This is a genomic window from Pseudoalteromonas sp. FUC4, from assembly GCF_008370255.1.
In the GTDB taxonomy this organism is placed as follows: Bacteria; Pseudomonadota; Gammaproteobacteria; order Enterobacterales; family Alteromonadaceae; genus Pseudoalteromonas.
Window position 1 is genome coordinate 300,841 of the sequence record NZ_SEUI01000003.1, and the last position, 26,609, is coordinate 327,449.

Here is a 26,609-nt window from a genome sequence, read left to right on the forward strand (position 1 = left end):
AAAGGCACACAATAGCTAATGACAGCGCAATTTGAACACGTATCCGTATTAATGGATGAGACCATCGATGCCCTTGCAATTAAGCCAGACGGTATATACATGGATGGTACATTTGGACGTGGTGGCCACTCTGGGCAAATTTTAGCACGCCTTGGTGATGAAGGTCGCCTGCAAGCAATTGACCAAGATCCACAAGCAATACAATCAGCTGAAAAGTTTGCTGATGACCCACGTTTTGCAATTGCACATACTCGATTTTCAAACTTATACGAAGTAGCACAGCAAAACGATCTAATTGGTAAAGTCGATGGCATTTTATTAGACATTGGTGTTTCGTCGCCACAACTTGATGACGCTGAGCGTGGCTTTAGTTTTATGAAAGACGGCCCACTCGATATGCGTATGGACCCTACAACAGGTCGCAGTGCAGCACAGTGGTTAGCAGAGGCTGAGTTGGATGATATTACCCACGTAATTAAAAAATTGGGCGAAGAAAAGTTTGGTAAACGCATTGCACACAAAGTACTTGAAGTTCGTGAGCACACGCCAATCACAACTACCAAGCAGCTTGCTGACCTTGTTGATGAAGCTGTACCGGTAAAAGATAAGTTTAAACACCCAGCTACCCGTACTTTTCAGGCTATTCGTATTTACATTAATAGTGAGCTTGAAGAAATTCAAACTGCGCTTCAGTCTGCAGTTAAGGTGCTAAAGCCAGGCGGACGTTTAGTGGTGATTTCGTTTCATTCTTTAGAAGACCGTATTGTAAAACAGTTTATTAGAAAACAGAGTAAGGGAGAAGCATTACCCAGAGGTCTGCCTTTAACTGATGCACAAATAAATAAAAACCTGACGTTAAAAGCAGTGGGTAAAGCTATTAAGCCAAGTGCTGCAGAAGTAGAGCGTAATCCACGTTCTCGTAGTTCTGTACTTAGGATTGCACAGAGGTTGGGATGAGTAAAAAAGCGAGCTATCGGCAACCTAATTTATTCTTTGAAATATTAAAAGGTCTAGGAGCTAATAAGCTAACCTCGGCCTTGTTGGTTGTGATATTCGCTTCTAGTTTAGCTGTTGTGCAAACAACCCACTTAGCTCGTGGCCAACTTATACAGCAAGATCAATTATTACAAGAACGCGATGAGCTCGATTTAGAGTGGCGCTACTTACTTGTTGAAGAAGAGTTTTATTCGCAACATGCGCGCATTGAAGAAGTAGCTACATCACAATTGAAAATGAAAAGACCTACGAGTCAAGATGAGCAGGTAATAATAGTACAATGAGAAATAGAGGCAAAAAACCAGTCACTAATTTAATCACATGGCGCTTTATGCTGGTGTGTGCAGTTGTGTTTATGGTGTTTGTAACACTCGTATCTCGCGCTGCTTATTTACAAGTAATAGAACCTGATAAAGCACGTTCAGAAAGTGACAAACGTACCGTACGCGTTGAAAAATTACATGTGCAACGCGGGATGATTTTTGACCGCAATGGTAAAGAGTTAGCGGTAAGTGTGCCTGTTGTAAGTGTATATGCTGATCCTAAAGCATTGCACAAGTCGCTTGTCTCTAAAGTAATTAAACAAGCACGTAAAAGCGGTGAAGATCATTTATCTTTAGCTGAAAATACCGCCGAGCTTGATAAGCGTACTGCACTTTATTATAAAAACGATTTACGCTGGCGTGAGCTTGCTGATGTATTGCGCATTGATCCTAAGAAGATTAACTCTCGACTATTAAACGATCCCTCGCGTCGCTTTGTTTATTTAAAGCGCCAAGTTACCCCTGCTGTAGCAAATTATATTGGCGATTTACGCCTACCAGGTATTCATTTACTTGATGAATCTAAACGCTATTACCCAGCAGGTGAAGTAACAGCCCATATTATTGGCTTTACCAACATTGATGGTAAAGGCATTGAAGGCATTGAAAAGCTATATGAAAACGCTTTAACGGGCGAGGAAGGCCGCCGCACTATACGTAAAGACGCACAAGGGCGTGAAGTAGAAGTACTTGACGAGCGCGAGCGCGTAGAGCCAGAAAGTATAGAATTAAGTATTGACCAGCGAATTCAAGCTATTGCCTACAAAGCTGTAAAATCAGCTGTACTGACTTACAAAGCTACATCGGGCTCAGCTATGGTAGTTGATGTTAAAACCGGTGAAGTGCTGGCAATGGTAAATAGTCCTTCATTTAATCCAAATAATTTAAGCGATGCCGCCCCTCATAAGCGTCGTAATCGCGCAATTACAGATTTGTTTGAACCAGGTTCAACTGTTAAGCCTCTAGCCATTTTGGCTGGGCTAGACTACGGCGCCATTCAGGCAGATGACACGATTGATACCTATCCAGGTTGGATGCGTTTAGGTGGTAGTTTAGTTAGAGATACTCGTAATCACGGTGAACTAACACTGCGCGAAATACTAAAGTACTCCTCAAATATGGGGGTTGCGAAGGTTACTCAGTTAGTGCCTAAAGATTACCTTGTTGGCTTATATCAAAAAGTAGGCTTTGGCAGTGACACCGGTACTGGAATGGTAGGTGAAAGCAGTGGTTTGTTTTATCCAAATCGTCGTTGGTCTGACTTTGAAATTGCAACTTTATCATTTGGTTATGCAATTTCGGTAAGTACTGCGCAAATGGCGCGCTTTTATACCATGTTAGGCGCTGGTGGAGTTAATCGACCACTGACTATTTTAAAGCAAGATAATATACCTGAAGGCGAACGTATTTTTAAACAAAAAGACGTAGAAGCCGTAGTCCACATGATGGAAAGTGTATTTGAAAAAGACGGTACTGCTCGCAACATAAAAGTTGATGGGTATCGTGCTGCCGGTAAAACAGGTACATCTAAAAAAGCCGTAGCAGGTGGTTATGGTGATGAATATGTAGGTTACTTTGCAGGTGTAGCACCGGCAAGTAATCCTCGTTTAGCCGTGGTAGTTATGATTAATGAACCAGGTGGTGATGTGTACTATGGAGGTGCCACCGCTGGCCCTGCATTTGCAGAAATCATCTCTAACGCATTAAGAATATTAAACGTAGCGCCTGACAAGGAAGAGGTTGCGTACGTACAAGGTAAAGATAACGATGCGTGATTTAAAGGATATTTTAAAATACATCGAAATAGATGCGCCCTCGCAACTGGTAAAGCATTTACGCCTTGATAGCCGTGAAGTAACGCCAGGTGATGTATTTGTTGCTATTAAAGGCCATACACTTGATGGCGGACAATTTATTGCTAAAGCAATTGAAAATGGCGCAATAGCTATCATTGCTGACAGATTATGTGAATTTGAAAGCAGTTTTGAGCCACTGTATTTAGTCTCGGAGCTTGATAAAAAGCTTCCAGAATTAGCTAGTCGCTTTTATAGCCAACCAAGTCAAACTCTTGATTTAATTGGTGTGACAGGTACAAATGGTAAATCAACTACCACAGCAATGATTGCCCACTTAGCACAATTTTGTAGTACTGAGTCGGCTATTATAGGTACTTTAGGTTATGGCCATCCTGATAACTTAATTCCACTGATAAACACTACGCCTTCAACAGTTGATTTACAGCATATTTTGAGCGATTTAAATTCGCAGCATAAAAAGCTGGTAGCCATGGAAGTATCATCTCATGGGTTAGTGCAACAACGTGTTGCTAAATGTCAGTTTAAAGCGGCTGTGTTTACTAATCTTTCGCGCGATCACTTAGATTACCATGGTGATATGGCAAGTTACGGCGATGCGAAATTAATGCTTTTCCGTGATTTTGAGCCGCAAGTTGTAGTGCTTAATCAAGATGACTTTCAAGCTGAGCAATGGCTTGAAAAGTATGACTTTAACAACCTAATTTGTTATGGCCGCAAAAACTTAGCTCCTAAGAAAGCCCGATACGTTTATTTTTCTGATATTGAATATTCAAGTGAAGGTATTTCGGCTCAGTTGTCGACAAGTTGGGGTGATATTTTAATTAAATCGCCTCTGTTTGGCGAATTCAACTTATATAACTTAACGGCAGCGATCGCTACATTATTAGGGCTAGGTTATCCGCTTGAGCAGCTAGTTTCAGGTTGTGCGCAGTTACAGCCAGTCGCTGGTCGAATGCAAGCATTTAGTCAAGCTGGCATGCCAACGTGTGTAGTTGATTACGCCCATACACCCGATGCACTTGCGCTTGCATTACAAGCACTGCAGTTGCATGTGCCAGGTGGTGTAAGTTGTGTATTTGGTTGCGGTGGCGACAGAGACAAAGGTAAGCGCGCATTAATGGCACAAGCTGCAGAGCAAAACGCTAATAAAGTGATTATTACCAGCGATAACCCTCGAACAGAAAATCCTGATGACATTATTGCAGATGTAGCAGGCGGTCTAGCCCATCCTCAAAATGCACATTTAGAGACTGATAGAGCAACTGCAATTCGTTTTGCTATAGAAAATGCTACAGCTGATGATGTTATTTTGATTGCAGGTAAAGGCCACGAAGATTATCAAATTATAGGTGATAAGCGCATCGATTTTTGCGATCGCCGCTATGTACAAGAACAACTAAAAAAAGCAGTAAGAGGGATAACACAATGATCCCAATGGATTTTGATTGGTTAGCTAATGTTCTAACAACCGATTATCAAGGTGATAATCAACACGTGCTAAATATAAATACTGATACTCGTACAGTGTGCGATGGCGAAGTGTTTTTAGCACTTAAAGGGCCAAATTTTGATGGCCATAAATTTATTGCTGAGGCTAAACAAAAAGGCGCTATAGGCGTTATTGTTCAGCACAAAGTTGATGTAGATATTCCACAATTTATAGTAAGCGATACACGTATTGCACTAGGTGCAATTGGCACCGCTGTTATGGCGCAAGTAGCGCCTAAAACAATTGCAATTACAGGGAGTGTAGGCAAAACCACCGTAAAAGAAATGTGTGCGGCAATTTTGTCGGTTCACGGTGATGTATTAGCTACTAAAGGTAATTTTAACAACGATATTGGCGTACCACTTACGTTATTGCGCTTAGAGCCTCAACATCGTTTTGCTGTTATTGAACTGGGTGCAAATCACTTAGGTGAAATTGCTTACACAACGGCAATGACAAAACCAGATGTGGCCGTTGTATGTAATGTTGCAGCAGCTCACTTAGAAGGTTTTGGTAGCTTAATGGGCGTTGCAAAAGCTAAAGGTGAGATTTTTGATGGCCTAAAAGATGACGGTGTTGCCATTGTTAATTGCGATAGTGAATTTAGCCAGTATTGGTTAGATAAACTTGAAGGGCGTAATGTTAAACGCTTTTCTACAACCGAAAAACTAGACATTTGGGCAGAGAACATCACGCTTGATGCCAATGCACGTGCAAGCTTTACGCTTTGCACTAAAAACAAGCAAGTGCCAGTTACTTTGGCACTACCTGGTAAGCATAATATTAGTAATGCACTTATCGCTGCGGCGCTGACCAGTGAATTTGATGTAACCCTTGAAGAAATAGCCAATGCACTTGCCACAATGGGTGATGTAAAAGGACGCGTTAATTTAATTGAAGTGTCTGATTTACTCACTGTGGTTGATGATACCTATAATGCCAATGTTAAGTCGGTAAAGGCTGCGATTGACTTGTTAAGTGATATGCAAGGTCACCGCATTTTGGCACTCGGAGACATGGGTGAGCTGGGTGAAGATGCACGTAAGTACCATCAAGAAGTTGGCGAGTACGCACTAGAGCAAGGGATTGATGAGTTATTTACATTAGGCGTGTTAAGTAAATACGCAAGTGATGTGTTTGAACTCCCTAATCGTCACTTTTCGAGCCGCGAACAGATGCAGCAAAAAATTCAAGAAAGCATTAATAAAGTGAATAAAAAAACAACAATAGTAGTAAAAGGATCGCGCAGTTCTCGCATGGAATTATTAGTAACCGATTTAGTTAATGGCCAGCAACAAGCCATCAATGGAGTATCATAATGTTAGTTTGGCTGGCAGAGTATTTAACACAGTATTTTAGTGGTTTTCATGTTTTCTCGTATTTAACGCTACGTGCCATTTTAGGTATTTTAACTGCGCTAATTATGTCTCTTTATTTAGGACCTAAGTTAATTCGTGGTTTGCAACGTATGCAAATAGGTCAAACAGTTCGCGACGATGGTCCGCAATCGCATTTGTCTAAGTCGGGTACACCGACAATGGGTGGCTTACTTATTTTAGCGGCTATTTTTACCAGCACGCTACTTTGGGCCGATTTATCAAATAAATATGTATGGGCAACACTGTTTGTAATTGGCTCATTAGGTATTGTTGGCTTTGTTGATGATTACCGTAAAGTTATTCGTAAAGACCCAAAAGGTTTAATTGCTAAGTGGAAGTACTTTTGGCAATCGGTCATTGCATTAGTTGTAGCTACTGCTTTGTACTTTACCAGTGCACAAGCATCTGAGACATCACTTGTTGTTCCATTTTTTAAAGACGTGTTACCGCAATTAGGTTTGTTTTATATCGTGCTTACGTATTTTGCCATAGTAGGTACATCAAACGCAGTAAACCTGACCGATGGTTTAGATGGCTTGGCGATTGTGCCAATTATTTTGGTGGCTGCGGCATTGGCAATTATTGCTTACTTAACAGGTAATATTAACTTTTCGGCTTACTTACATATTCCACATTTACCGCTAGCGAGTGAGCTTGTCGTTGTATGTACCGCCATTGTGGGCGCAGGACTTGGCTTTTTATGGTTTAACACTTATCCAGCACAAGTATTTATGGGCGATGTTGGCTCATTAGCACTTGGTGGTGCATTAGGTATTATTGCTGTTTTAGTTCGCCAAGAGTTACTGCTCATTATTATGGGCGGTGTATTTGTAATGGAAGCACTATCGGTAATATTACAAGTGGGATCGTATAAATTACGCGGACAACGTATTTTTAGAATGGCGCCGATTCATCATCATTATGAATTAAAAGGTTGGCCAGAGCCTCGCGTTATTGTGCGCTTTTGGATTATTTCTGTTGTGCTAGTGCTTGCTGGCTTAGCTACTTTAAAGATTCGATAAATGCAGTATTTAAACGAGATAAAAAACAAACAAATAACAGTGCTCGGACTCGGTGTAACCGGTCTGGGCATTGTGCGTTTTCTATTATCTCATGGCCTCGCCCCTAAGGTCGTTGATAGCCGAGCAACCCCGCCGGGGATTGATTGGTTAAAAGAGCATGCGCCAAATCTAGATACCCACTTTGGTAATTTAGATGACGCTGAGCTTTGTTCAAACGATATGATTATTATAAGCCCTGGGCTTAGCTTAAAAATACCAGCTGTTGAAAATGCAATTAACGCAGGTGTTGAAGTGATTGGCGACGTTGAGTTATTTGCTCGTATTAATACAAAACCAGTTGTTGCTGTAACGGGCTCTAACGGTAAATCAACCGTGGTTACGCTTGCTTATGAAGTATTAAAAGAAGCCGGCTATAAAGTTGCTTTGGGTGGGAATATTGGCACCGCGGTGCTTGATTTGCTCAATGATGATTTTGATGTGTATGTACTTGAGTTATCTAGTTTTCAACTAGATACCACAACGAGTTTAAAACCTGTGAGTGCAACGGTATTAAATGTGTCTGAAGATCATCTTGATCGATACGACAGTTACCAAGCTTATATAGACTCAAAGCTAAGTATTTATGACTGTGCAGAGCTGATAGTTGTCAATGCAGACGATATTCAAACTCATCCAGTTAAGCGCGGTACAACCCCCCTAATCAGCTTTGGTGCTCAACAAGGTGATTACCATTTAGCGCAGCATAATGAAGAAACTCATTTTATGCTTAAAGGCGATGCCTTTTTACCTGTTGATACGCTTGCGGTAGTGGGTAAGCACAATTATTTAAATACGCTTGCAGTAATGGCGCTTTTAAGTCCGTTTGAAGTAAGTAAAGCGCAATATAAGAACGCGTTAGGTCAATTTAATGGATTGGCTCATCGCTGCCAATTTGTAGCTGAGCTTAACGGTGTAAAGTATTTTAACGATTCAAAGGCAACGAATGTTGGAGCGACCATTGCTGCAATAGATAGCTTGGCTAGTGATGGTGAAAACCTGATTGTTATTGCAGGTGGCGATGCTAAAGGCGCCGATTTAAATGCACTTAAACCCTACATAGAACAACATGTAAAAGCATTAATTTGTTTTGGTAAAGATGCAAGTGACGTAGCTGCGATCACCAATAAGAGCTATTTAACTAATAACATGGAAGAAGCCGTTGCTTTGGCCAACGTACTTAGTAGTACTGGCAATATTGTTTTGTTAGCACCCGCATGTGCCAGCATTGATATGTATAACAACTATATGCAACGCGGTGATGACTTTATTCAATGTGTTATGGCAGGGCAACTATGATTGCTTTTGCCGATATAAGAGATGCATTAACACCAAAACCTTCAGGTCAGTTGTATGATGTACCGCTGCTGTACTGCGTAATTATGTTAATTGGTGTTGGTTTTATCATGGTAACCAGCGCTTCAATGCCGACCGCTGAGCGGTTATTTGATGACCCGTACCATATTACTATTCGCCACAGTATGTTTTTGGCAATGTCTTTTGTACTTTTTTGGATAAGTGTTTGTGTGCCAATGGATTGGTGGAAACGATCCAACCCTTATTTATTAATACTAGGCATGGTGCTGTTAATAGCGGTATTGATTGTTGGGCGTGAAGTGAATGGTGCTAAACGATGGATACCTATTGGTCCTGTTGGTTTTCAGGTTGCTGAGGCCGCTAAATTATACTTTTTTAGTTATATTGCGGGTTATTTGGTAAGAAAGCGCGAAGAAGTACAAGAAAATATTAAAGGCTTTGCAAAGCCAATAGCTGTATTTGCAGTGTATGCGCTGCTTATTTTGTTGCAACCTGATTTAGGCACAGTGGTTGTTATGTTTGTAACAACGGTTGGTTTACTGTTTTTAGCTGGCGCTAAATTATGGCAGTTCTTTGTACTTATTCTAACCGGCGTTGGTTTGGTTGTATTACTGATTATTGTTGAACCATATCGAATGGCGCGTGTTGTCGGCTTTTTAGACCCTTGGGATGATCCTTTTGGTAAGGGTTATCAGTTGGTTCAATCGCTAATGGCTTATAGCCAAGGTGGTTGGTTTGGCCAAGGCTTAGGTAACAGTGTACAAAAACTGCAATATTTACCTGAAGCGCATAACGATTTTATTTTTGCTGTAATAGGTGAAGAACTTGGTTTAATAGGCGTTGTAAGTATTTTAATGGTATTAGCTACTTTAGTATTTAGAGCGTTATTAATAGGCCAACAAGCGCTTAAGTGTGGCAAAGAATACGAAGGCTATTTTTCGTTTGCCATTGGTATTTGGTTTGCATTTCAAACCATGGTGAATGTAGGTGCGAGCGCGGGTATTTTGCCAACGAAGGGTTTAACCCTGCCATTTATTTCTTATGGTGGTTCAAGCTTGTTAATTATGACCATTGCCACGGGTATTTTATTGCGCGTAGATTTTGAAACTAAAATGGCAACCAAACAAGCCACCTCACGTGGAGGCAAGCGATGAGTAAAAAATTAGTAGTAGTGGCTGGTGGAACTGGCGGACACATTTTTCCTGGTATTGCAGTGGCTGATTATTTAAAACAGCAGGGCTGGCAAGTTAGCTGGATTGGCACACCAGATCGAATGGAGGCAAGCGTTGTACCTAAGCATAATATAGATATTGATTTTATTAATGTAAAAGGTGTTCGTGGTAACGGATTAAAACGTCTTATTAAAGCCCCATTCATGGTAGTTAATGCAGTATTGCAAGCGCGTAAGGTATTGAAAGAACAGCGTCCTGATGTAGTACTCGCTATGGGCGGTTATGTTACGGGACCAACGGGAATTGCCGCAAAGAGTTTAGGTATCCCGCTTGTTATTCACGAGCAAAATGCTGTAGCGGGTATGAGTAATAAACTGCTAGCTAAGGTGGCTACACGTGTATTAGCAGCATTTCCAAGTGCTTTTGCACAGGGGCAAGCCGAGCTAGTAGGTAACCCAGTTCGCCAAAGCGTTATGAATATAGCCAAACGCGATGTATCAAGCCCTATTAATATTTTAGTGGTAGGGGGCTCGCTTGGTGCACAAGTGCTTAATCAAACATTACCAGAAGCATTTAAAGTCCTAAATAATACGGCTCCTATAAGCGTATGGCATCAAACAGGTAAGGGTCATTTATCTACTGTAGAAACAGCTTATAAAATGCATGGTTTTGCAGATGATAATACAAAAATAGCTGAATTTATTGATGATATGGACGCAGCCTATAGCTGGGCTGATATTGTTGTTTGCCGCGCTGGTGCGTTAACTGTCAGCGAAATTGCAGCAGCAGGTAAAATGGCTGTTTTTGTTCCTTTTCCACATGCCGTGGACGACCATCAAACAGCAAATGCACAATATTTAGTGATGGCTAATGGCGCATTATTAATGCCACAAGGGCAGTTTAATAAACAATCAATTGTTGAACTATTAAGCCCGTATTTAGCCCAACCTTCATTAATTACTGAAATGGCTACAAATGCAAAAAAACAAGCTATTTTAGATGCCACAGCAAGCGTAGCAACGCACTGTGAGCAAGTAACAAATAAGAGAAAATAAGTGAAAGAAACGTCAGTACAAGAAAAACACACGCGCCCTGCAATGCGCCGAATAGAAACCATTCACTTTATTGGTATTGGTGGAGCAGGTATGGGCGGTATTGCTGAAGTACTCGCTTTTGAAGGCTACCGTATTACAGGTTCTGACATTGCTCATAGCGCTATGACAGATCGCTTAATTAAAGCCGGTGCTGAGGTATTTATTGGCCATCATGAAAATAACGTGAAGGATGCCAATGTAGTGGTTGTTTCAAGCGCGATTGATGAAACAAACCCTGAAATTATTGCAGCTAAAGCAGCAAGAGTACCCGTTGTGCGCCGCGCAGAAATGCTCGCAGAGTTAATGCGTTTTCGCCACGGTATAGCGATTGCGGGTACGCATGGTAAAACAACGACAACAAGCTTAATTGCGAGTATTTATGGGCAAGCAGGGCTCGATCCAACTTTTATTATTGGTGGCTTGTTAAATAGCGCAGGTAGTAACGCAAAAGTAGGAAAAAGTGATTTTTTAATAGCAGAAGCTGATGAAAGCGATGCGTCGTTTTTACACTTACAGCCAATGGTCTCGGTGATCACAAATATTGAAGAAGATCACATGGATACTTACGGCGGCAGCCTTGAAAAAATGAAAGACACGTATGTCGATTTCATTCATAACTTGCCGTTTTATGGTTTAGCCGTTGTATGTATTGATTCTGAAGTTGCAGCTGAGCTTATCCCGCGCTTTGGTCGCCCAGTTATTACGTATGGCGAATCAAAGGATGCTGATTATCGCATGAGCGACTTTAGCCAATCAGCAAATACGTGCACATTTACAGTAACTAACAAACAAGGTGAGTGTTTAACTGCCACTTTGAATATGCCTGGTCGACATAATGCACTTAATGCAACCGCTGCCATTGCGGTGGCAAAAGATCAAAACATTGCGAACCATGCAATTTTAGAAGCGCTGCAGAAGTTTGAAGGTATTGGTCGTCGTTTTCAGCACTATGGTGAATTTGAAAACGAGCGGGGCAATGTGATGTTAGTTGATGATTACGGGCATCACCCTTCAGAAGTTGCAGCAACAATTGCAGCAGTGCGTGAAGGCTGGCCTGATAAGCGCTTAGTAATGGTATATCAACCTCATAGGTTTTCTCGTACACGCGACTTGTACGAAGATTTTGTAAAAGTACTTGCTGATGTAGATCAGTTGCTATTGCTTGATGTGTATAGCGCTGGTGAAGATCCTATTGTGGGCGCAGACAGTAAAAGCCTATGTCGTAGCCTTCGCCAGCGTGGTAAAGAGCCGCTACATGTGGCAACAAATGCTGAGCTTGCAGGTGTTTTGGCCGCAAATTTACAAAATAATGATTTAGTATTAACCCAAGGCGCTGGTAATATAGGTCAGTTAGTTAAAACATTAGCTGCGACGGGTATGTCGATAGAAAAACTTAAGCAAGGTGAAGTATGACTCAGGTAAACACACAATTTGGTAAAGTAGCGGTACTGCTAGGTGGTAACTCAGCAGAACGTGAAGTGTCTTTACGATCGGGTCAGGCTGTTTTAAATGCGCTGCAAAATAGTGGTATTGATGCAATTGCATTTGACCCACAAAGTCGTTCTTTGTGGGAGTTAAAAGAATTAAATGTAGATCGCGTTTTTATCGCTTTGCATGGCCGTGGCGGCGAAGACGGCACAGTGCAGGGCGCACTTGAATTTATGAACTTGCCTTACACGGGTAGTAATGTACTAGGTTCAGCACTTGCTATGGATAAAGTCCGTTGTAAACACTTATTTAAATCAGCGGGTTTAAGTACAGCACCTTATACCGTAGTTGATGCTAAAAAAGGCTTTGATGCTGCAGCTATTATGGGCGAGTTTAAAAAGGTAATGGTTAAGCCATCCCACGAAGGCTCAAGCATAGGTATGGCCCAAGCAAGTACAACACAAGAGCTTGAAGATGCACTAGCTAATGCATTTAAGTTTGATAACCAAGTACTTGTAGAGCAGTGGATCACTGGTCGTGAGTTCACCGTTACAGTGCTTGGCGACGAAGTACAACCAGTCATTGAAATGACGACACCTAATGGTTTTTACGATTACCAAGCTAAGTATCAATCAAATACAACCCAGTACCATTGTCCTGCCGATTTATCAGAGCAAGATACTAAGTACTTACAGGCCATATCGCTAGATGCGTTTGATTTAGTGGGGGCAAGTGGTTGGGGTCGTGTTGATGCGATGCAAGACGAGCAAGGAAATTTCTACCTGCTTGAAGTAAATACAGTACCAGGCATGACTGAAAAGTCACTAGTACCGATGGCTGCAAAAGCGAAAGGGGCAACTTTTGAACAATTAGTTGTTCGCATTTTAGAGCAAACGCTTTAATATGCATCCCCTTTTAGAAAAAGCTCAACAACTAAAACAGCAACTTAACTTTAATTGGTCGCTGATTTTTGGAGTGAGTTTTTTTCTGGTTGTGGTTATAGGCTTAGTACAAATAACCACAGGTGTATCTGATTGGTTAGTTGAAAATAAAGATGCTCAAATTAAGCACCTTACAGTGCAAGGGCATCCCAAATACACAGATGAAACGGCAATTATAAAAGCAATTAAAAAAGCCGATTTAAGTAGTTTTTTTGAACTTGATGTTAAGCACGTGCAGCAGCTAGTTCAAGATTTGCCTTGGGTTGCTACCGCTTCGGTACGTAAACAATGGCCTGATACTATACAGGTGTATGTAGTTGAACATGAAGTAGTTGCTCACTGGAATAGCGACTTGTTGCTCAACCAAAGTGGCCAAGCATTTCAAGCCAGCAGCGATAAGTTAGATGATAACTTACCGCAGTTATATGGCCCAGAAGGTAGCGAAGAAGAGGCGTGGGTTGCTTTTAAACAATTTGATGAAATGCTCAGAGTTAATGGTTTAACATTAACAAGTTTGGCATTATCGGAGCGTTTTTCGTGGCAACTTTGGCTAGATAACGGAATTCGCTTAAATTTAGGGCGTAAAGATAAAGCCAAGCGTGTACAACGTTTTATAGACGTTTACCCACGAATGGAACAACGTGCAGATGCACAAGTAGATACAATCGATTTACGGTATGATACCGGCCTTGCAGTAAGCTTTAAGCCAATGCAAGAAGAACAATTACAAAATAAGAGTAAGGCATGACTAAGTCAGCAGAAAGAAACCTAGTAATAGGATTAGACGTTGGCACCTCGAAAGTGGTTGCCACGGTAGGTGAAATCACCGCAGATAACAAGCTCAGTATTGTTGGTGTGGGCAGCCAAGTATCTCATGGTATGGATAAAGGCGGCGTTAACGATTTAAACTTAGTGTCTGAGTCTATTCGACGAGCAATAGACGAGGCCGAGTTAATGGCTGATTGTCGTATTAGCTCTGTGTATTTGGGTATTTCTGGCAAACATATACAGTGCCAAAACGAAAGTGGCGTGGTGGCAATTAATAACACCGAAGTCACTGACGAAGATATTGAAAACGTAATACATATTGCGCGTTCTGTGCCTATTTCAGCAGAGCGTAAAATGCTACATGCATTGCCGCAAGAATACAGCATCGATATGCAAGAGGGCATTAAAAACCCGCTAGGTATGAGCGGCGTTCGTATGGAAGCGCGTGCACATATCATTACGTGCTCAAACGATATGGCAAAAAATATCGAAAAATGTGTAGAACGCTGTGGTCTTGAAGTCGATCAACTTATCTTTACTGCACTAGCCTCATGTTATTCTGTACTAACAGATGACGAAAAAGAGCTAGGTGTTGCAGTACTTGATATTGGTGGCGGTACTATGGATATCACCATTTATATTAATGGCGCACTTCGTCACTCTGCGGTCATACCTGTAGCGGGTAACCAAGTTACTGGTGATATTGCAAAAATATTTCGTACACCTATATCACATGCAGAGTCACTCAAAGTACAATACGCATGTGCTAGTAGCCAAATGGCAAGTAGCGAAGACACAATTGAAGTACCAAGTGTAGGCGGGCGACCAGCAAGATTAATGTCGCGCCATACATTATCTGAGGTGGTAGAGCCTCGTTTTAGAGAATTATTTGAGCTTGCGATGGAAGAAATTCGTCGTTCAGGCTTAGAAGACCAAATTGCGGCAGGTCTCGTTATAACAGGCGGGACTGCTAAAATGACTGGCGCTATGGAAGTGGCAGAAGACATCTTCCAAATGCCAGTAAGAATAGGCAAACCAATCGGGATGGTTGGTTTGACAGACTATGTAGATGATCCTTCGTACGCAACCGCTGTTGGTTTGTTACAATACGGGCGTACCATGCAATCGATGAATGCACAAAAGTCGAAAGCAGAGGATAACAATAATTGGTGGAACCGCATTACTAAATGGTTCCAAGGCGAGTTTTAAGACTCAAGTCGGAGAGTAAACATGTTTGATATAATGGAACAACACAGCGAAGAAGCTGTAATAAAAGTAATCGGCGTGGGCGGTGGTGGCGGTAACGCTGTTGAGCACATGGTAAAACAACAAATAGAAGGCGTGCGTTTTATAGCCGCAAATACGGATGCGCAAGCATTACGTAACTCTGCTGCCGATATTACAGTTCAACTAGGCACGCAAATAACCTCTGGGTTAGGTGCGGGCGCAAACCCTGAAGTCGGCCGTAAATCGGCTGAAGAAGATGCAGATACAATTCGTGCCAGCCTTGAAGGCGCCGATATGGTATTTATTGCAGCCGGTATGGGCGGCGGTACAGGTACTGGTGCAGCACCTGTAGTTGCTAAAATTGCTAAAGAACTCGGTATTTTAACTGTTGCAGTTGTAACACGTCCTTTTGATTTTGAAGGTAAAAAACGTGCAGCAGCCGCTGAACAAGGCATTAATGAATTGTCAGAAATTGTAGATTCACTTATTACAATTCCTAACAATAAATTGCTTAAAGTTTTAGGGAAAGGGACTACACTTCTAGATGCCTTCGCTAAAGCTAATGACGTATTATTTGGTGCGGTACAAGGTATAGCAGAGCTAATTACACGTTCTGGTTTAATTAACGTGGATTTCGCCGATGTTAGAACAGTAATGTCTGCAATGGGTACTGCAATGATGGGAACGGCGTCTGCGTCAGGTCCTGATCGTGCACAAGAAGCTGCAGAAGCTGCTATCTCAAGCCCACTACTAGAAGACGTTGATTTAACAGGTGCTAAAGGTATCTTAGTTAATATTACCGCTGGTATGGACATTGCGATTGAAGAATTTGAAATTGTGGGTAATCACGTTAAAGCACTTGCGTCAGAAAACGCAACGGTTGTTGTTGGTGCGGTAATCGACCCAGAAATGACTGATGAGCTACGTGTAACGGTTGTTGCAACTGGTTTAGGCGGCGATCGTCGTCCACAGTTTGGTATTGTTGATAACGGCTTTAAAAAAGCATCAGGTTCTGATGTTGCAAGCACATCAAACCAAACGAGCAGTATGTACGTACCAAGCTTTGCAAGCCAAGATACAAACGTTGAAGAAAACACGACTAAAGTACAAACTGAAAGCAAAGAAAAAGCGCCTTCAACGAGTTCAAGCAGTTCAAGTTCTTCAGCGCAAAATAGTAAAAAAGAAGATAAATCAGAAGGTGGTGATTATTTTGATATTCCCGCTTTTTTACGTAAGCAGGCTGATTAACATTAAGTAATACTTTTGTTTGAAATGTGTACAAATATTGAAAGGCAAAAGGATTTATGTTAAACTCCGCCGTATAACTGTAACTGATTTAAAAGTGAGCATACCTATGATTAAACAGCGTACGATTGCACAAGTAGTCAAAGCCATAGGAATTGGACTTCATAAAGGTGAGAAGGTCACAATAACTCTCCGACCTGCGAGCGCAAATACTGGGATTGTATTTCGTCGTGTCGACCTTGATCCGGTTGTTGATTTTGAAACAACACCTGAAGCCGTTGGTGATACGCAGTTGTGTACCTGTTTAATTAACAAAGATGGTGTTCGCTTATCGACTACTGAGCATCTTATTGCAGCTGTTGCTGCAATGGGCATTGATAATCTAATTGTAGAATTAGATAGCTCAGAAGTCCCGATTATGGATGGTAGTGCATTACCATTCATATATCTGTTACAAAAAGGCGGAATTGAAGAACAAAACGTTGCTAAACGCTTTATCCGTATTAAAGAAAAAGTACGCATTGAAGAAGATGGTAAGTGGGCTGAAGTTGAACCATATGATGGTTTTCATATCGACTTTGAGATTGCATTTAACCACCCAGCTATCAATGAAAGTCGCCAACGTATTGGATTGGACATAACAACGCAAAGCTTTATTGAAGAAATTAGCCGTGCGCGTACTTTTGGATTTATGAAAGATATTGAATACATGCATGCAAACAACCTAGCGCTAGGTGGTAGCATGGATAGTGCTGTGGTACTTGATGAATTCAAAGTTTTAAATCCTAATGGCTTACGTTATAGCGATGAGTTTGTTAAGCACAAGATATTAGACTGTGTTGGTGACATGTTTATGACAGGTCATAATCTTTTAGGTAAAGTAACTGCATTTAAATCGGGTCATGATTTAAATAATAAATTACTTCGTAAAATTATGGCTACAGAGTCAGCATGGGAGTGGGCAACATTTGAAACGCCTGTAACGATGCCTGCACCCGGTCTTGAGTTAGCTCCAGCCTAAAGCAGTAAAAGAATAGTCACAAACAGTTATAAAAAATGACGCTAATTAGCGTCATTTTTTTGCGTAAAATTTACTCTATTATAACTCTAAAAGAGCTTGTAACTGATTTAAATGAGTTACTGTATAGGTTGGTTTTATCCCATCGGCCAATTGCTCACCTGGGTGTTGTAGCCAGCAAGTATCAATACCTGCATTGTTGCCGCCAAGTATGTCACTTGCAGCAGTGTCACCCACCATAAGTATCTCGCTTTTATCTGGGTTACCCATTAGCTCAAATGTATGTTCGAAAATCGCTTTATTTGGTTTTGCTATACCGACAAGTTCAGATATTACTAACCATTCAAACATATCTTTTAAGCCAGTATGCTCAAGGCGTACGGTTTGTAAGCGGGCAAATCCGTTAGTAATAATACCTAACTTAGCATTTGGCTTAAGTTTATTTAAAAGCTCAATAGCACCAGGTAATGGCTCGCAAATTTGCGCCATAGCATCTAAAAAAGCATCGTTTAGCTCTTTTGCGGGCACATTAAGCTTTGAAGCCCACTCATTAAAGCGTGTTACTTGTAAGTAATCTGCGCTAATAGTGCCATTTTGATAATCAACCCACAGCTGCTTATTGGTTTTTTGATAATTAATATAATCGTCTTGGCTAAAATCTACGTTGTAAGCTTTAAACATGCGAGTCATGCCCGCTAAAATATCAAACCTAAATAAGGTTTCGTCTGCATCAAACAATACATAGTTGTATTTCATTAAACTTCCTAAATTAATTTGTTTGGCTGAAGAGATCTACGTGTAGAAAAGGTGCCATAGCTAAAGTGAGTGCTTGTGTATAGGTGCTTTCGCGCGTGGCGTGATTGTTTGTAAGTAACCCAATAGCGCCCCCCTTTTGTTTAACGTTGGTGGTATTAAATGCTTTGTCCATTACATCGCCAAGCTCTTCGCCATTAAGTAATGCGTTATAAAGCACTTGAGGCAAGGGGAGGTTGCTGCTGCGCCCTACAACCTGATTTAAGGCATTATCAATAACTACGTAAGCAAAGGTTGCTGCACCATAGCTAAATTGCTCTGCACCGCCTTCCATTGCCACGTAGTAGTGAGCTTGGTAATGCTCTTTGCAATAATTAACACGGTTTTGTGCGCCAACACGTGTTTCTTCTTCGCCAATAGGTTGATCTGGCACATTGGATGGGGCATCAACACCTTGGCAATCAATTTCATGTTCAGGGAAATACATTGCAAAAATATGTTTAGCAGCGTTAATTTTTACAGGGTTTTTAGAACCCACAATAATTTTTAATGAGTACAACACAATGTCCCTTATTGTTACTAAAAATCAGCAGTGTACGTGAGAGAGCTCAATCTTAGAAGAGGAGTTAAATAGGTATATCCAAAGGTGCTAAGTTTTCCAGTGCACGTTTTTTCAAAATAATATCTTTAATAAGTGGAGTAAGCACCAGCTCCATAGCTAAGCCCATTTTGCCCCCTGGTACTACAAGCGTATTAATACGAGACATAAAACTGCCTTCGATCATCCGTAAATAATAAGGAAAATCAACATCATCAATACCCCTAAAACGAATAACTACAAAGCTTTCATCAAGAGATGGAATATCTTTGGCGCTAAATGGGTTTGATGTATCAACAGTCGGCACGCGCTGAAAATTAATATGGGTACGAGAAAACTGTGGGGTAATATGATTTATATAGTCATCCATACTGCGCACAATAGAGCCCATAACCGCTTCGCGAGAATGGCCTCGTTCGGATGTATCGCGTATTAATTTTTGAATCCACTCAAGGTTAATAATTGGAACCATGCCTATTAATAAATCGACATGCTTTGCCACGTCTACATCTTGATCAACTACACCACCGTGTAATCCTTCATAAAACAAAATGTCAGTATTATGATCAAGATCTTGCCAAGGTGTAAATGTACCTGGTAATTGATTGTACGGAACGGCTTCATCAAAGGTGTGTAAGTAGCGGCGTAACTTTCCTTGACCTGTTTCGCTATAGTTTTCAAACAACGTTTTTAAAGCGCCAAAGTCATTGGCCTCTCGGCCAAAGTAACTAATATGCTTACCTTCTTGTTGTGCCTCTCGAACTTTTTTATCCATTTCTGGGCGAGTGTAACGATGAAAGCTATCTCCTTCGACAAAAGCCGCTTGAATATTAAGGCTACGGAAAATATGTTTAATTGCATTCGTTGTGGTGGTTGTACCCGCACCAGATGAACCCGTAATCGCAATAATAGGATTTTTAGCTGACATGTTAATTCTCTTTTTTAGGACCAGGTTTTATAACCAGACTAAACTTAACATTATTTTAAGTCGTTTGGGTATCTTAAGAGTTGACTGACTTAGCTCAAGTGACGCCATCAGCAAATAACGTTATCATGAGGTGCTTAAAATTAAAACGAGAGAAAGCATGAAACTTATTAAACCATTACTTGGATTATTTTCTATAGCAGCACTGAGTCCAATAGTGGTGCAGGCTAGCATGCCAAAAAGCCAAGTATTACTTGCTGATTTAAATACACCTTTCGGGGTACAAGTTAGTATAGTGAGCGATAAAAATAGTTATAACAACCAACCGCACTTAACAAGTACAGGTTTATACTTTACTCATGAAGTAATTAATAAAGGGCAGAGCCAAACTGATATTGCTTATTATGATTTCACGTCAAAAAAAGTTACCAATATAACTAACTCTCCCGTAAGCGAATATTCACCAACAGTTATGCCAAGTGGTGATGCGATATCAGCAATTGTTGTAGAAGCTGACGGTAAGCAAAAATTGTGGCAATACCCACTCAAAAGTGAAGATGCGCCAAGTCGTATTTTTGATTGGATTGAACCTGTTGGATACCATGCATGGGGTGTTCAAAATGATTTAGTGATGTTTATTTTAGGAAAGCCTCACACTCTTCAATATACTTCTGTTGCACAGGCGAAGGGGGAAATAGCTGCCAGTAATATTGGCCGAACGCTTATTTATAACAACTCAATGGCTGCATTTTTATTTAGTTACACTAAAAACGAGCAACACATTTTAGCGAGTTTTAATCCACAAGATAAACAGGTTGAAGACCTATTAAGGTTACCGGCTCAAGTTCAAGATTTTATTTTAAAAGATAATACGACCATTGCTTATGCTATTAAAAACCGCGTTTATCAGCGTAAACTTGATGGAAGTGATGAAGTATCGCAATGGCTTAATTTAAGCACCTACTGCGAAACAAATATAACAAGAATGAGTTACAACAATGAAAAACTCGCTTTTGTATGTGATATAACAAAGTAAAGCAGACAAATAAATTCAGATTTTATTGTGTGTATGCGTTAATCTAATACGCAAATTAACTAATAGGGATTACACGTGGCTTATAGTGCAGACGAGCTGACAGAACAGCTTATTAAATTACAGTGTAGAAGTAATTTTAAAATTAAAAACATTGCAGAGTACATGTTAGTAAACTCTAAAGAAGCATTTTATACTCACAGCGAAAGCGGCAAGGGTAAAATAGTAATTCGCCCGGCATTTGAAGTATTTAGCGATGATTTTAATGATATTGATGGCGTAACGCGTGCGCAAGGGTATTTTCATAGCAGCGAGATGACACGCTTTCCTACGCGCATTTTTAAAAGCGCTCAACCTATTCACTATGGTGTGGCATTTAAAATAAATTCTGAGCAAGCAGCCAAAGACTTTATAGCCAAGCTAACTATGATTATTGGTGGTTAATAAAAGGCTTAGTTAAGCAAAAGCTTGGTTAAGATACTTACTAAAAAGCCGCTGAGTTTAATACTCAGCGGCTTTTGTATTTTTATAGCTGTATGAATCTAAGCGTTACTTACTTTTTAAGAAGCTATTAACCGATTCAAGTTCACGTGTTTTAAGCGCAATACAATCATTAGTACTTTCTTCAAGCTTACTTAATGTACGCGCGTAACCGGCCACATCGGCTACTTTTTCGTTAAAAAAGGCTTTTGTTTTAGCTAAGCTTTCGGCATTACAACTCGCAGTTGTAAAGTACGGCAAGTTAGGAATAAAGAAAGGCGGTAAGCTTGCGGTTACTTTATCGTAGTTACTGTAAACCCAATCAATAAATAACGCTTGGCGCTCATCTGTATAACTCTGACCAGATAAAATAGTGCGCATATCAGATGCCGTTACTTCATCCGTTAAGCTATAAGCGAGTACTGCTTTTTGTAACTCAGGTTTACCAAAAAATCCCATTGCAGCAAGCATGTTAGTGCGTACTTGTGGATCTTTAGTTGTTTTAAACGTAGTCATGAATTGATCAAGCAGTGCTTTATCACCATGATAAGCAGCAAGTGTTAAGTATGTTCCTGCTAAGTAAGGGTCTACTTTTTGTGGATCATTTAAATAAACTTGCGTTTGTTCTTTTGCCTTTTTGATTACGCTTTGATCTTCACCATCAAAACCTAAGCGTGACACAACGGCCGCACGAAGTTGTGCAATAGCACCGTCTTCTCCAGCTTTAGCTTCTAGGCCATATTTTTTAGCCGCAGGCGTTACTGCACCGCGAATAAATTCAGGCCATAAATCTTTATTGCTATCGTCTTTAAAAGTGCGTTGTTGTGATACCAAGTAACCTAGTGCGGTATTTGCTACGCGAGGGTGGCTATCGCTTACGAATACTTCAAGAGTTTGCATTAATTTAGCTGCAGATATAACACCAGCATCAAGTAGTGCGTCAGTAGCCGATAACAACGCCAAGCGTTCACGGTCACTCAGTACGCTTGGCGCCTTTTTAACAAGTGCGCTAAATTGTGCATCATCCATTACCCAGCGATAGTAGCCTAGTGCACCCTGATCTGGATAAATCCACTCTGGTTCAAAGTCTAAACCTAGTGTTTGGCTTTGTTTATTAAGTAATACGTTTGCTGTTTTTACTTTATCGCCAGCACCATATTTAATTGCAACTGGTACATTCCATAACTGCTCTGGCGCATCAACGCCTGCGTTTACAAAGCGGCTTTGTGAAATAGTTACTTTGCTACCTTGTTGAGTTACTTTAACGAGCGGGAAAGAAGATTGCTCAATAAACGATTTTAAAACACTCGCTACGTCTTTATTTGATGCTTTACCCAGTGCTTCCCATAAGTCGGCCGCTTCTGCGTTTTTATACGAAAACTCTTTTAAGTAGCTTTGTATACCTTTTTGAAATGCATCTTCGCCAATCCAATTTTCGACCATAGCAAGTACTGAGCTACCTTTACTGTAAGCAAGACCTAAACCATCCATAATGTCGGCTTCGGTTTTAATTGGCTTACGAATAGGCTTAGTACTTAAACGTGCATCAAGTGCCATTACGTTGTTTTGTGGTAAGTCTAAGTGCGATTCAAACTCAGGGTTAAGCTGCTTAGTAATTTTTGCAGCCATCCAGCTAGCAAATGCTTCGTTTAACCATAAGTCATTCCACCATTTCATGGTTACTAAATTACCGTACCATTGGTGAGCAAGTTCATGAGCAATAATTGATACATTACGCTGTTTTTTACTGCGGGTTGCGGCAGCTAAATCAACTAATAAAATATCTTCTCGGTAGGTTACTAAGCCGGAGTTCTCCATTGCGCCAAATGGAAACTCTGGAACTGCTACTGAGTCTAATTTTTTGTAAACGTAAGGAATACCAAAATACGCTTCAAGTGCGCCCAGTACTTTTGGCATGTTTTCTTTTGCATATTCAGCTAAGTGAATTTTACCTTGAGGGGTAATTACACGGCCAGGAATTGGCATGCCTTTAATATCTAATTCTTCAAACGGGCCAACAGCCATAGCGACTAAGTATGAAGGGATTGGCGGCGTTTTATCAAAATAGTGTGTGGTCATATCGCCATTAACTGTTGTTTTTAGCTCAGGCGTATTTGAATATACTTTTTGTGATGTAGGCGCAGTGATTGTTAGCTGAAATGGAATTTTGTAACTTGGCTCGTCAAAAACTGGAAATGCACGTCGTGCATCACTCATTTCAAATTGAGTAAATAAGTAAGGTGTACCTTGATCTAATGTTTTGTATAAACCAACGCTTTGACGATTATATGGCGCTGAAAAATCAACTTTAAGTGTGTATTTACCCGGTTGAATTTGCTCATCACAACTAAATTTAACTTTGCCCGTTTTAAGCATTTCGTTGTTTAAATCACAGTTTTCTTCACCAAGCAGTTGCGCCATTTTAACAGCATAAGCTACGCCATTTAACTCAATGTATTTTGTTGGTTTTAGTACTTCTAGGGAAATCTCTGTCATCCCTGTAAATGTATCTTGGCTCGGGTCGAGTGTTAACGACACCTGTTGTGAACTTGGTTTTGCGAGTTTTTCAATAACGAATTCGTTAGCGTTTGCAGCACCCATTGCCAAAGCAACGCTCACTGTTAAGAGGCTTTTAAGAAACATAGTGATCCCTAGATTGTTGTTGTTAGAAACGACCCTAAATAGGCTTTTTTATGCTCATATAATTAGGGGGTTGGATATCCTAACAGTTTTTTTTAATAGAGTAATTGATTATAACGGTGACTTTAAGGGGAAATAGTAACAAAGTTTGTCAGTGGCTTTCGCGTGCTATAAAGCGTTGCCAATGCAGGTGTGAGTTAATAATACGTATTTGTTGGACAACGGTATTTAATAAGTGGGTATCGTTAAATACATCGTGTGGATACTCGTTAAAACCCATCAAGTAATTAAATGCGTCTTTAGAGTTGGCTTGTAGAGCGTATATACGAACTTGTTGCTCAAAGTTAAGACGAAGACTGCTTATTGCTGTTTTCATACCAAGTTGATCAACGTTTGGTATATCACATTTTTGCAGATAACCGGCTCGCTCACCTTCACCTGAAAACCAAATACGGACTTTTTCACTGTATCTGCCAGTTTTAGCAGGTAAGTCGAACATTAATCTGTGTTGATTTTTTGATTTTATAAACGCTATATATTCATTAAATCCAGCATCTATAACTGCCTGATGTACAGGGACTAAACGAGGTTTTATTTTACCGTGGGTATGAAAATTAAAACATAATACATTTTTTTCAAAAGACAGATCATCAAGCGTTAAGTAACCAACCTCATCGCTATAAGCACCACTGTAATATGCTATTAACGGAAGCCAAAAATGCCAGTGTTTTGGTTGCTCGCGTGCAACTTTAAAATCACCGTATATATATCCATTATAAAGAGTGTGCAGTTCCATGGCTGAAAAGGGCCGGCGACCAAGATGGGTTTTCAACGTAATACCTTGAAAATAATGATGTGTTTTATTTTATACCCAACTAGCAGTAGATGCTAGTCGGGTTTTATCCGCTTTTAGAGTAAAGCGTATAAAGTATTATTCACTTAGTGCGCGAGCTAAACCTGTAGGTTCAATCTCTACACATACTTGGTCGTCATTCCAATTGATGCCAACAAGTGCGTTATCTTCGTTTAAGTCTTCAACCCATGCGTCTAAAAACTCATCTAGGTTTATTTCTACTGGGCTATAATCTTTCCATTCTTCTTTACACTGTGCTTTAGCTGCTGCTTCACTTTCCCACAGCAGCAGTACATCAGTTTCGTCAAATTGGTTAGAATCGCACACTACAAAGCCATTATCTTCTGCACCAAGTGCCCAAATTACTTCGCTAACACGTACTTTTTCTACGAAGCTAACTAGTTGTGATTCAATTTCGATATCGCTCATGTGTTTACCCTTTTAAATTAGTGACGAGGATTAGTGTCTATTGCTGCTTGACGCTCACCATATTGCTTATGAAAAGCAACAAGCTCTGAATACTGACTAAAGTCAGTTAATTCACGAAAGCAAATCCAATCAAGTAGGCAGTATAAACTGATGTTGAGGTATTCACAGCTTTTAAATTCTTCATCGCTTAAATGGGTATTTAAAAAGCTTAATGTTTGCTCAATTCGTTCGTTTTGCAGGTTAAAAAATAATTTGTCGCTTTTGGTGTCAAACCCAGAGCGTTTACATAACACCATCTCTACTAGCGAATCGTTACAGGCATTTATAGTCGTAAGTAAGTGCTCTTGAGGCCAAGTCAGTTTTGATTGACCTGTTTTTTCAAGTAAATAGCGTAATATAGAATTAGAGTCACTAAGTGTTAAGTCGCCATCTACCAAAATCGGGATTTTTCGGGCTGGGTTTTTACTGGCCATGGTAGGGCGGTCTTGATCAGAAAATATGTCTAAACTTATAAGTTCTAGCTTGCAGTCGTTTTCTTGCGCCCAAATTCTAATTCGACGTACGTAAGGTGAAGGTACAGAACCAATTAATTGCATAATTACTCCATAAAAAAGCCGCATAAGCGGCTTTTATAAAATGTTACTTACAGTACAGTTAAATTTATTCTGAACGGCTAGTAACTTCAAGTAAATGATAACCAAATTGAGTTTGTACAGGGCCTTGAACTTGGTTAATTGGCGCAGAAAACACAACTTTATCAAACTCTGGAACCATCATACCAGGGCCAAACTCACCAAGAGCACCGCCATCCTGACCTGATGGACAATTAGAATGTGCTTTTGCTAATTCAGCAAAGTCTTCGCCTTGCTCAATTTTTGTTTTTAAGTCTAAGCATTGTGCTTCACTGTCTACAAGTATATGTCGTGCGCTTGCTACTGTCATAAAATCTCCCAAATATAGTGTGGTGTTTTTTTAACCTAATTGAAATGTCATTCTAGTTAGTTTCAACTAATTGTACCAGTATAAACTTATTTTTCAGAAAGCGCAGTTTCAATTGCTGCAATCATTTGCTCTGAATCAGGTGCTGCTTTGCTGTTAAACCGTAAAACCGTCTCACGATCAGCAGACACTAAATACTTATAAAAGTTCCAATTTGGAGAGCTAGTTTGCTCATTCAAATATTTAAAAATTGGATTCGCTTTACTACCACGCACTTCGCTTGTAGCAAACATAGGGAAGGTTACACCATAATTTACAAAGCATACTTTTGCAGTTTCTTTTTCACTATCCTCTTCTTGAAAAAAATCATCAGAAGGGAAACCTAATACGACTAAACCTTGTTCTTTGTATTGTTGATATAGCGCTTCAAGGCCTTTAAATTGGGGTGTAAAACCACAGTTACTTGCCGTGTTTACTATTAATAAAGGCTTATTTTTAAATTGGCATAAATTAATAGATTCTTTTGAGCGAAGCTTTCGAATATCGACATTGGTAAAATCTTGACAGTCTTGGGTAGAGGTTTGGTTAATAGTTGATGATGTTTCAGCGTGGAGTGGGGCATTAATAAATAAAGCCATTAATCCTATTATAATTTTTTTTAGCATTACATTACCTAAACTTTTCAAT

The 26,609-nt window shown here is 40.2% G+C and carries 26 protein-coding genes; 17 read left to right on the forward strand and 9 right to left on the reverse strand.

Features of this window, described 5'->3' with window-relative positions:
* Positions 1–18 precede the first annotated feature (18 nt).
* The 15 genes from rsmH to lpxC all read left to right on the forward strand — a co-directional run bounded on the left by rsmH (position 19) and on the right by lpxC (position 17,275).
* A complete protein-coding gene (gene rsmH / locus EU510_RS10900) occupies positions 19–957 on the forward strand; it encodes a 16S rRNA (cytosine(1402)-N(4))-methyltransferase RsmH (RefSeq protein WP_024606338.1) in 939 nt (312 codons plus the stop codon).
* Positions 954–1,280 (forward strand): cell division protein FtsL, encoded by a 327-nt coding sequence (gene ftsL, locus EU510_RS10905; RefSeq protein WP_002957986.1) that lies wholly within the window; start codon positions 954–956, stop codon positions 1,278–1,280. The genes rsmH and ftsL overlap by 4 nt, the downstream gene beginning before the upstream one ends.
* Positions 1,277–3,094 (forward strand): penicillin-binding transpeptidase domain-containing protein, encoded by a 1,818-nt coding sequence (locus EU510_RS10910; RefSeq protein ID WP_149593514.1) that lies wholly within the window; start codon positions 1,277–1,279, stop codon positions 3,092–3,094. The genes ftsL and EU510_RS10910 overlap by 4 nt, the downstream gene beginning before the upstream one ends.
* Positions 3,087–4,565: a UDP-N-acetylmuramoyl-L-alanyl-D-glutamate--2,6-diaminopimelate ligase gene (gene murE, locus EU510_RS10915; protein WP_149593515.1), complete on the forward strand. Its 1,479-nt coding sequence runs from the start codon at positions 3,087–3,089 to the stop codon at positions 4,563–4,565. Before EU510_RS10910 ends, murE begins: the two co-directional genes overlap by 8 nt.
* Entirely contained in the window at positions 4,562–5,944 is a 1,383-nt protein-coding gene (locus EU510_RS10920; protein ID WP_149593516.1) for a UDP-N-acetylmuramoyl-tripeptide--D-alanyl-D-alanine ligase, read from the forward strand. The genes murE and EU510_RS10920 overlap by 4 nt, the downstream gene beginning before the upstream one ends.
* Complete coding sequence (gene mraY, locus EU510_RS10925) at positions 5,944–7,026, forward strand: phospho-N-acetylmuramoyl-pentapeptide-transferase (protein WP_002957990.1); 1,083 nt, start codon at positions 5,944–5,946, stop codon at positions 7,024–7,026. Before EU510_RS10920 ends, mraY begins: the two co-directional genes overlap by 1 nt.
* Positions 7,027–8,361, forward strand: coding sequence for a UDP-N-acetylmuramoyl-L-alanine--D-glutamate ligase (gene murD / locus EU510_RS10930; protein WP_149593517.1), 1,335 nt, complete (start codon positions 7,027–7,029; stop codon positions 8,359–8,361).
* On the forward strand, positions 8,358–9,533 hold the full coding sequence (gene ftsW / locus EU510_RS10935; RefSeq protein ID WP_024606332.1) for a cell division protein FtsW: 1,176 nt from the start codon (positions 8,358–8,360) through the stop codon (positions 9,531–9,533). Before murD ends, ftsW begins: the two co-directional genes overlap by 4 nt.
* The gene (gene murG / locus EU510_RS10940; RefSeq protein WP_149593518.1) at positions 9,530–10,606 is read left to right on the forward strand and encodes an undecaprenyldiphospho-muramoylpentapeptide beta-N-acetylglucosaminyltransferase; all 1,077 of its coding nucleotides are present in this window, start codon (positions 9,530–9,532) and stop codon (positions 10,604–10,606) included. The genes ftsW and murG overlap by 4 nt, the downstream gene beginning before the upstream one ends.
* Positions 10,607–12,058, forward strand: a complete 1,452-nt coding sequence (murC, locus tag EU510_RS10945) for a UDP-N-acetylmuramate--L-alanine ligase (protein WP_002957994.1) — start codon at positions 10,607–10,609, stop codon at positions 12,056–12,058.
* Entirely contained in the window at positions 12,055–12,975 is a 921-nt protein-coding gene (locus EU510_RS10950; RefSeq protein ID WP_149593519.1) for a D-alanine--D-alanine ligase, read from the forward strand. The genes murC and EU510_RS10950 overlap by 4 nt, the downstream gene beginning before the upstream one ends.
* A gap of 1 nt (position 12,976) precedes the next feature.
* Positions 12,977–13,762, forward strand: a complete 786-nt coding sequence (locus EU510_RS10955; RefSeq protein ID WP_002957996.1) for a cell division protein FtsQ/DivIB — start codon at positions 12,977–12,979, stop codon at positions 13,760–13,762.
* Entirely contained in the window at positions 13,759–14,991 is a 1,233-nt protein-coding gene (ftsA, locus tag EU510_RS10960) for a cell division protein FtsA (protein WP_007582937.1), read from the forward strand. The genes EU510_RS10955 and ftsA overlap by 4 nt, the downstream gene beginning before the upstream one ends.
* 21 nt (positions 14,992–15,012) lie before the next feature.
* Entirely contained in the window at positions 15,013–16,257 is a 1,245-nt protein-coding gene (gene ftsZ, locus EU510_RS10965) for a cell division protein FtsZ (RefSeq protein WP_149593520.1), read from the forward strand.
* 106 nt (positions 16,258–16,363) lie between these two features.
* Positions 16,364–17,275 (forward strand): UDP-3-O-acyl-N-acetylglucosamine deacetylase, encoded by a 912-nt coding sequence (gene lpxC / locus EU510_RS10970; RefSeq protein WP_002957999.1) that lies wholly within the window; start codon positions 16,364–16,366, stop codon positions 17,273–17,275.
* A 78-nt stretch (positions 17,276–17,353) separates the two neighbouring features.
* On the opposite strand, the gene yjjG is transcribed toward lpxC, so the two are convergent.
* The 3 genes from yjjG to EU510_RS10985 form a co-directional block, all read right to left on the reverse strand.
* Complete coding sequence (gene yjjG, locus EU510_RS10975) at positions 17,354–18,028, reverse strand: pyrimidine 5'-nucleotidase (RefSeq protein ID WP_149593521.1); 675 nt, start codon at positions 18,026–18,028, stop codon at positions 17,354–17,356.
* Positions 18,029–18,041: 13 nt separating this feature from the next.
* Positions 18,042–18,587, reverse strand: a complete 546-nt coding sequence (gene yjjX / locus EU510_RS10980; protein ID WP_149593522.1) for an inosine/xanthosine triphosphatase — start codon at positions 18,585–18,587, stop codon at positions 18,042–18,044.
* A gap of 64 nt (positions 18,588–18,651) precedes the next feature.
* Positions 18,652–19,551 carry a phosphoribulokinase gene (locus EU510_RS10985; protein ID WP_002958002.1) on the reverse strand — a complete coding sequence of 300 codons (900 nt, stop codon included), beginning with the start codon at positions 19,549–19,551 and terminating at the stop codon, positions 18,652–18,654.
* A 157-nt stretch (positions 19,552–19,708) separates the two neighbouring features.
* Between EU510_RS10985 and EU510_RS10990 the strand changes: the two genes are divergently transcribed.
* Complete coding sequence (locus EU510_RS10990) at positions 19,709–20,584, forward strand: hypothetical protein (protein WP_149593523.1); 876 nt, start codon at positions 19,709–19,711, stop codon at positions 20,582–20,584.
* Between the two features lie 75 nt (positions 20,585–20,659).
* Positions 20,660–21,025 (forward strand): hypothetical protein, encoded by a 366-nt coding sequence (locus EU510_RS10995; protein WP_149593524.1) that lies wholly within the window; start codon positions 20,660–20,662, stop codon positions 21,023–21,025.
* A 105-nt stretch (positions 21,026–21,130) separates the two neighbouring features.
* On the opposite strand, the gene EU510_RS11000 is transcribed toward EU510_RS10995, so the two are convergent.
* From EU510_RS11000 to EU510_RS11025, 6 genes are all read right to left on the reverse strand, one after another.
* A complete protein-coding gene (locus tag EU510_RS11000) occupies positions 21,131–23,704 on the reverse strand; it encodes a M1 family metallopeptidase (protein ID WP_149593525.1) in 2,574 nt (857 codons plus the stop codon).
* Positions 23,705–23,852: 148 nt separating this feature from the next.
* Positions 23,853–24,533: a hypothetical protein gene (locus tag EU510_RS11005; protein WP_149593526.1), complete on the reverse strand. Its 681-nt coding sequence runs from the start codon at positions 24,531–24,533 to the stop codon at positions 23,853–23,855.
* 99 nt (positions 24,534–24,632) lie between these two features.
* Positions 24,633–24,983 (reverse strand): DUF2750 domain-containing protein, encoded by a 351-nt coding sequence (locus EU510_RS11010; RefSeq protein ID WP_149593527.1) that lies wholly within the window; start codon positions 24,981–24,983, stop codon positions 24,633–24,635.
* A gap of 17 nt (positions 24,984–25,000) precedes the next feature.
* Positions 25,001–25,579, reverse strand: coding sequence for a glutathione S-transferase family protein (locus tag EU510_RS11015; RefSeq protein WP_149593528.1), 579 nt, complete (start codon positions 25,577–25,579; stop codon positions 25,001–25,003).
* A gap of 64 nt (positions 25,580–25,643) precedes the next feature.
* The gene (locus EU510_RS11020; RefSeq protein WP_002958009.1) at positions 25,644–25,925 is read right to left on the reverse strand and encodes a peptidylprolyl isomerase; all 282 of its coding nucleotides are present in this window, start codon (positions 25,923–25,925) and stop codon (positions 25,644–25,646) included.
* Between the two features lie 86 nt (positions 25,926–26,011).
* Complete coding sequence (locus EU510_RS11025; protein WP_149593529.1) at positions 26,012–26,587, reverse strand: glutathione peroxidase; 576 nt, start codon at positions 26,585–26,587, stop codon at positions 26,012–26,014.
* Positions 26,588–26,609 lie beyond the last annotated feature (22 nt).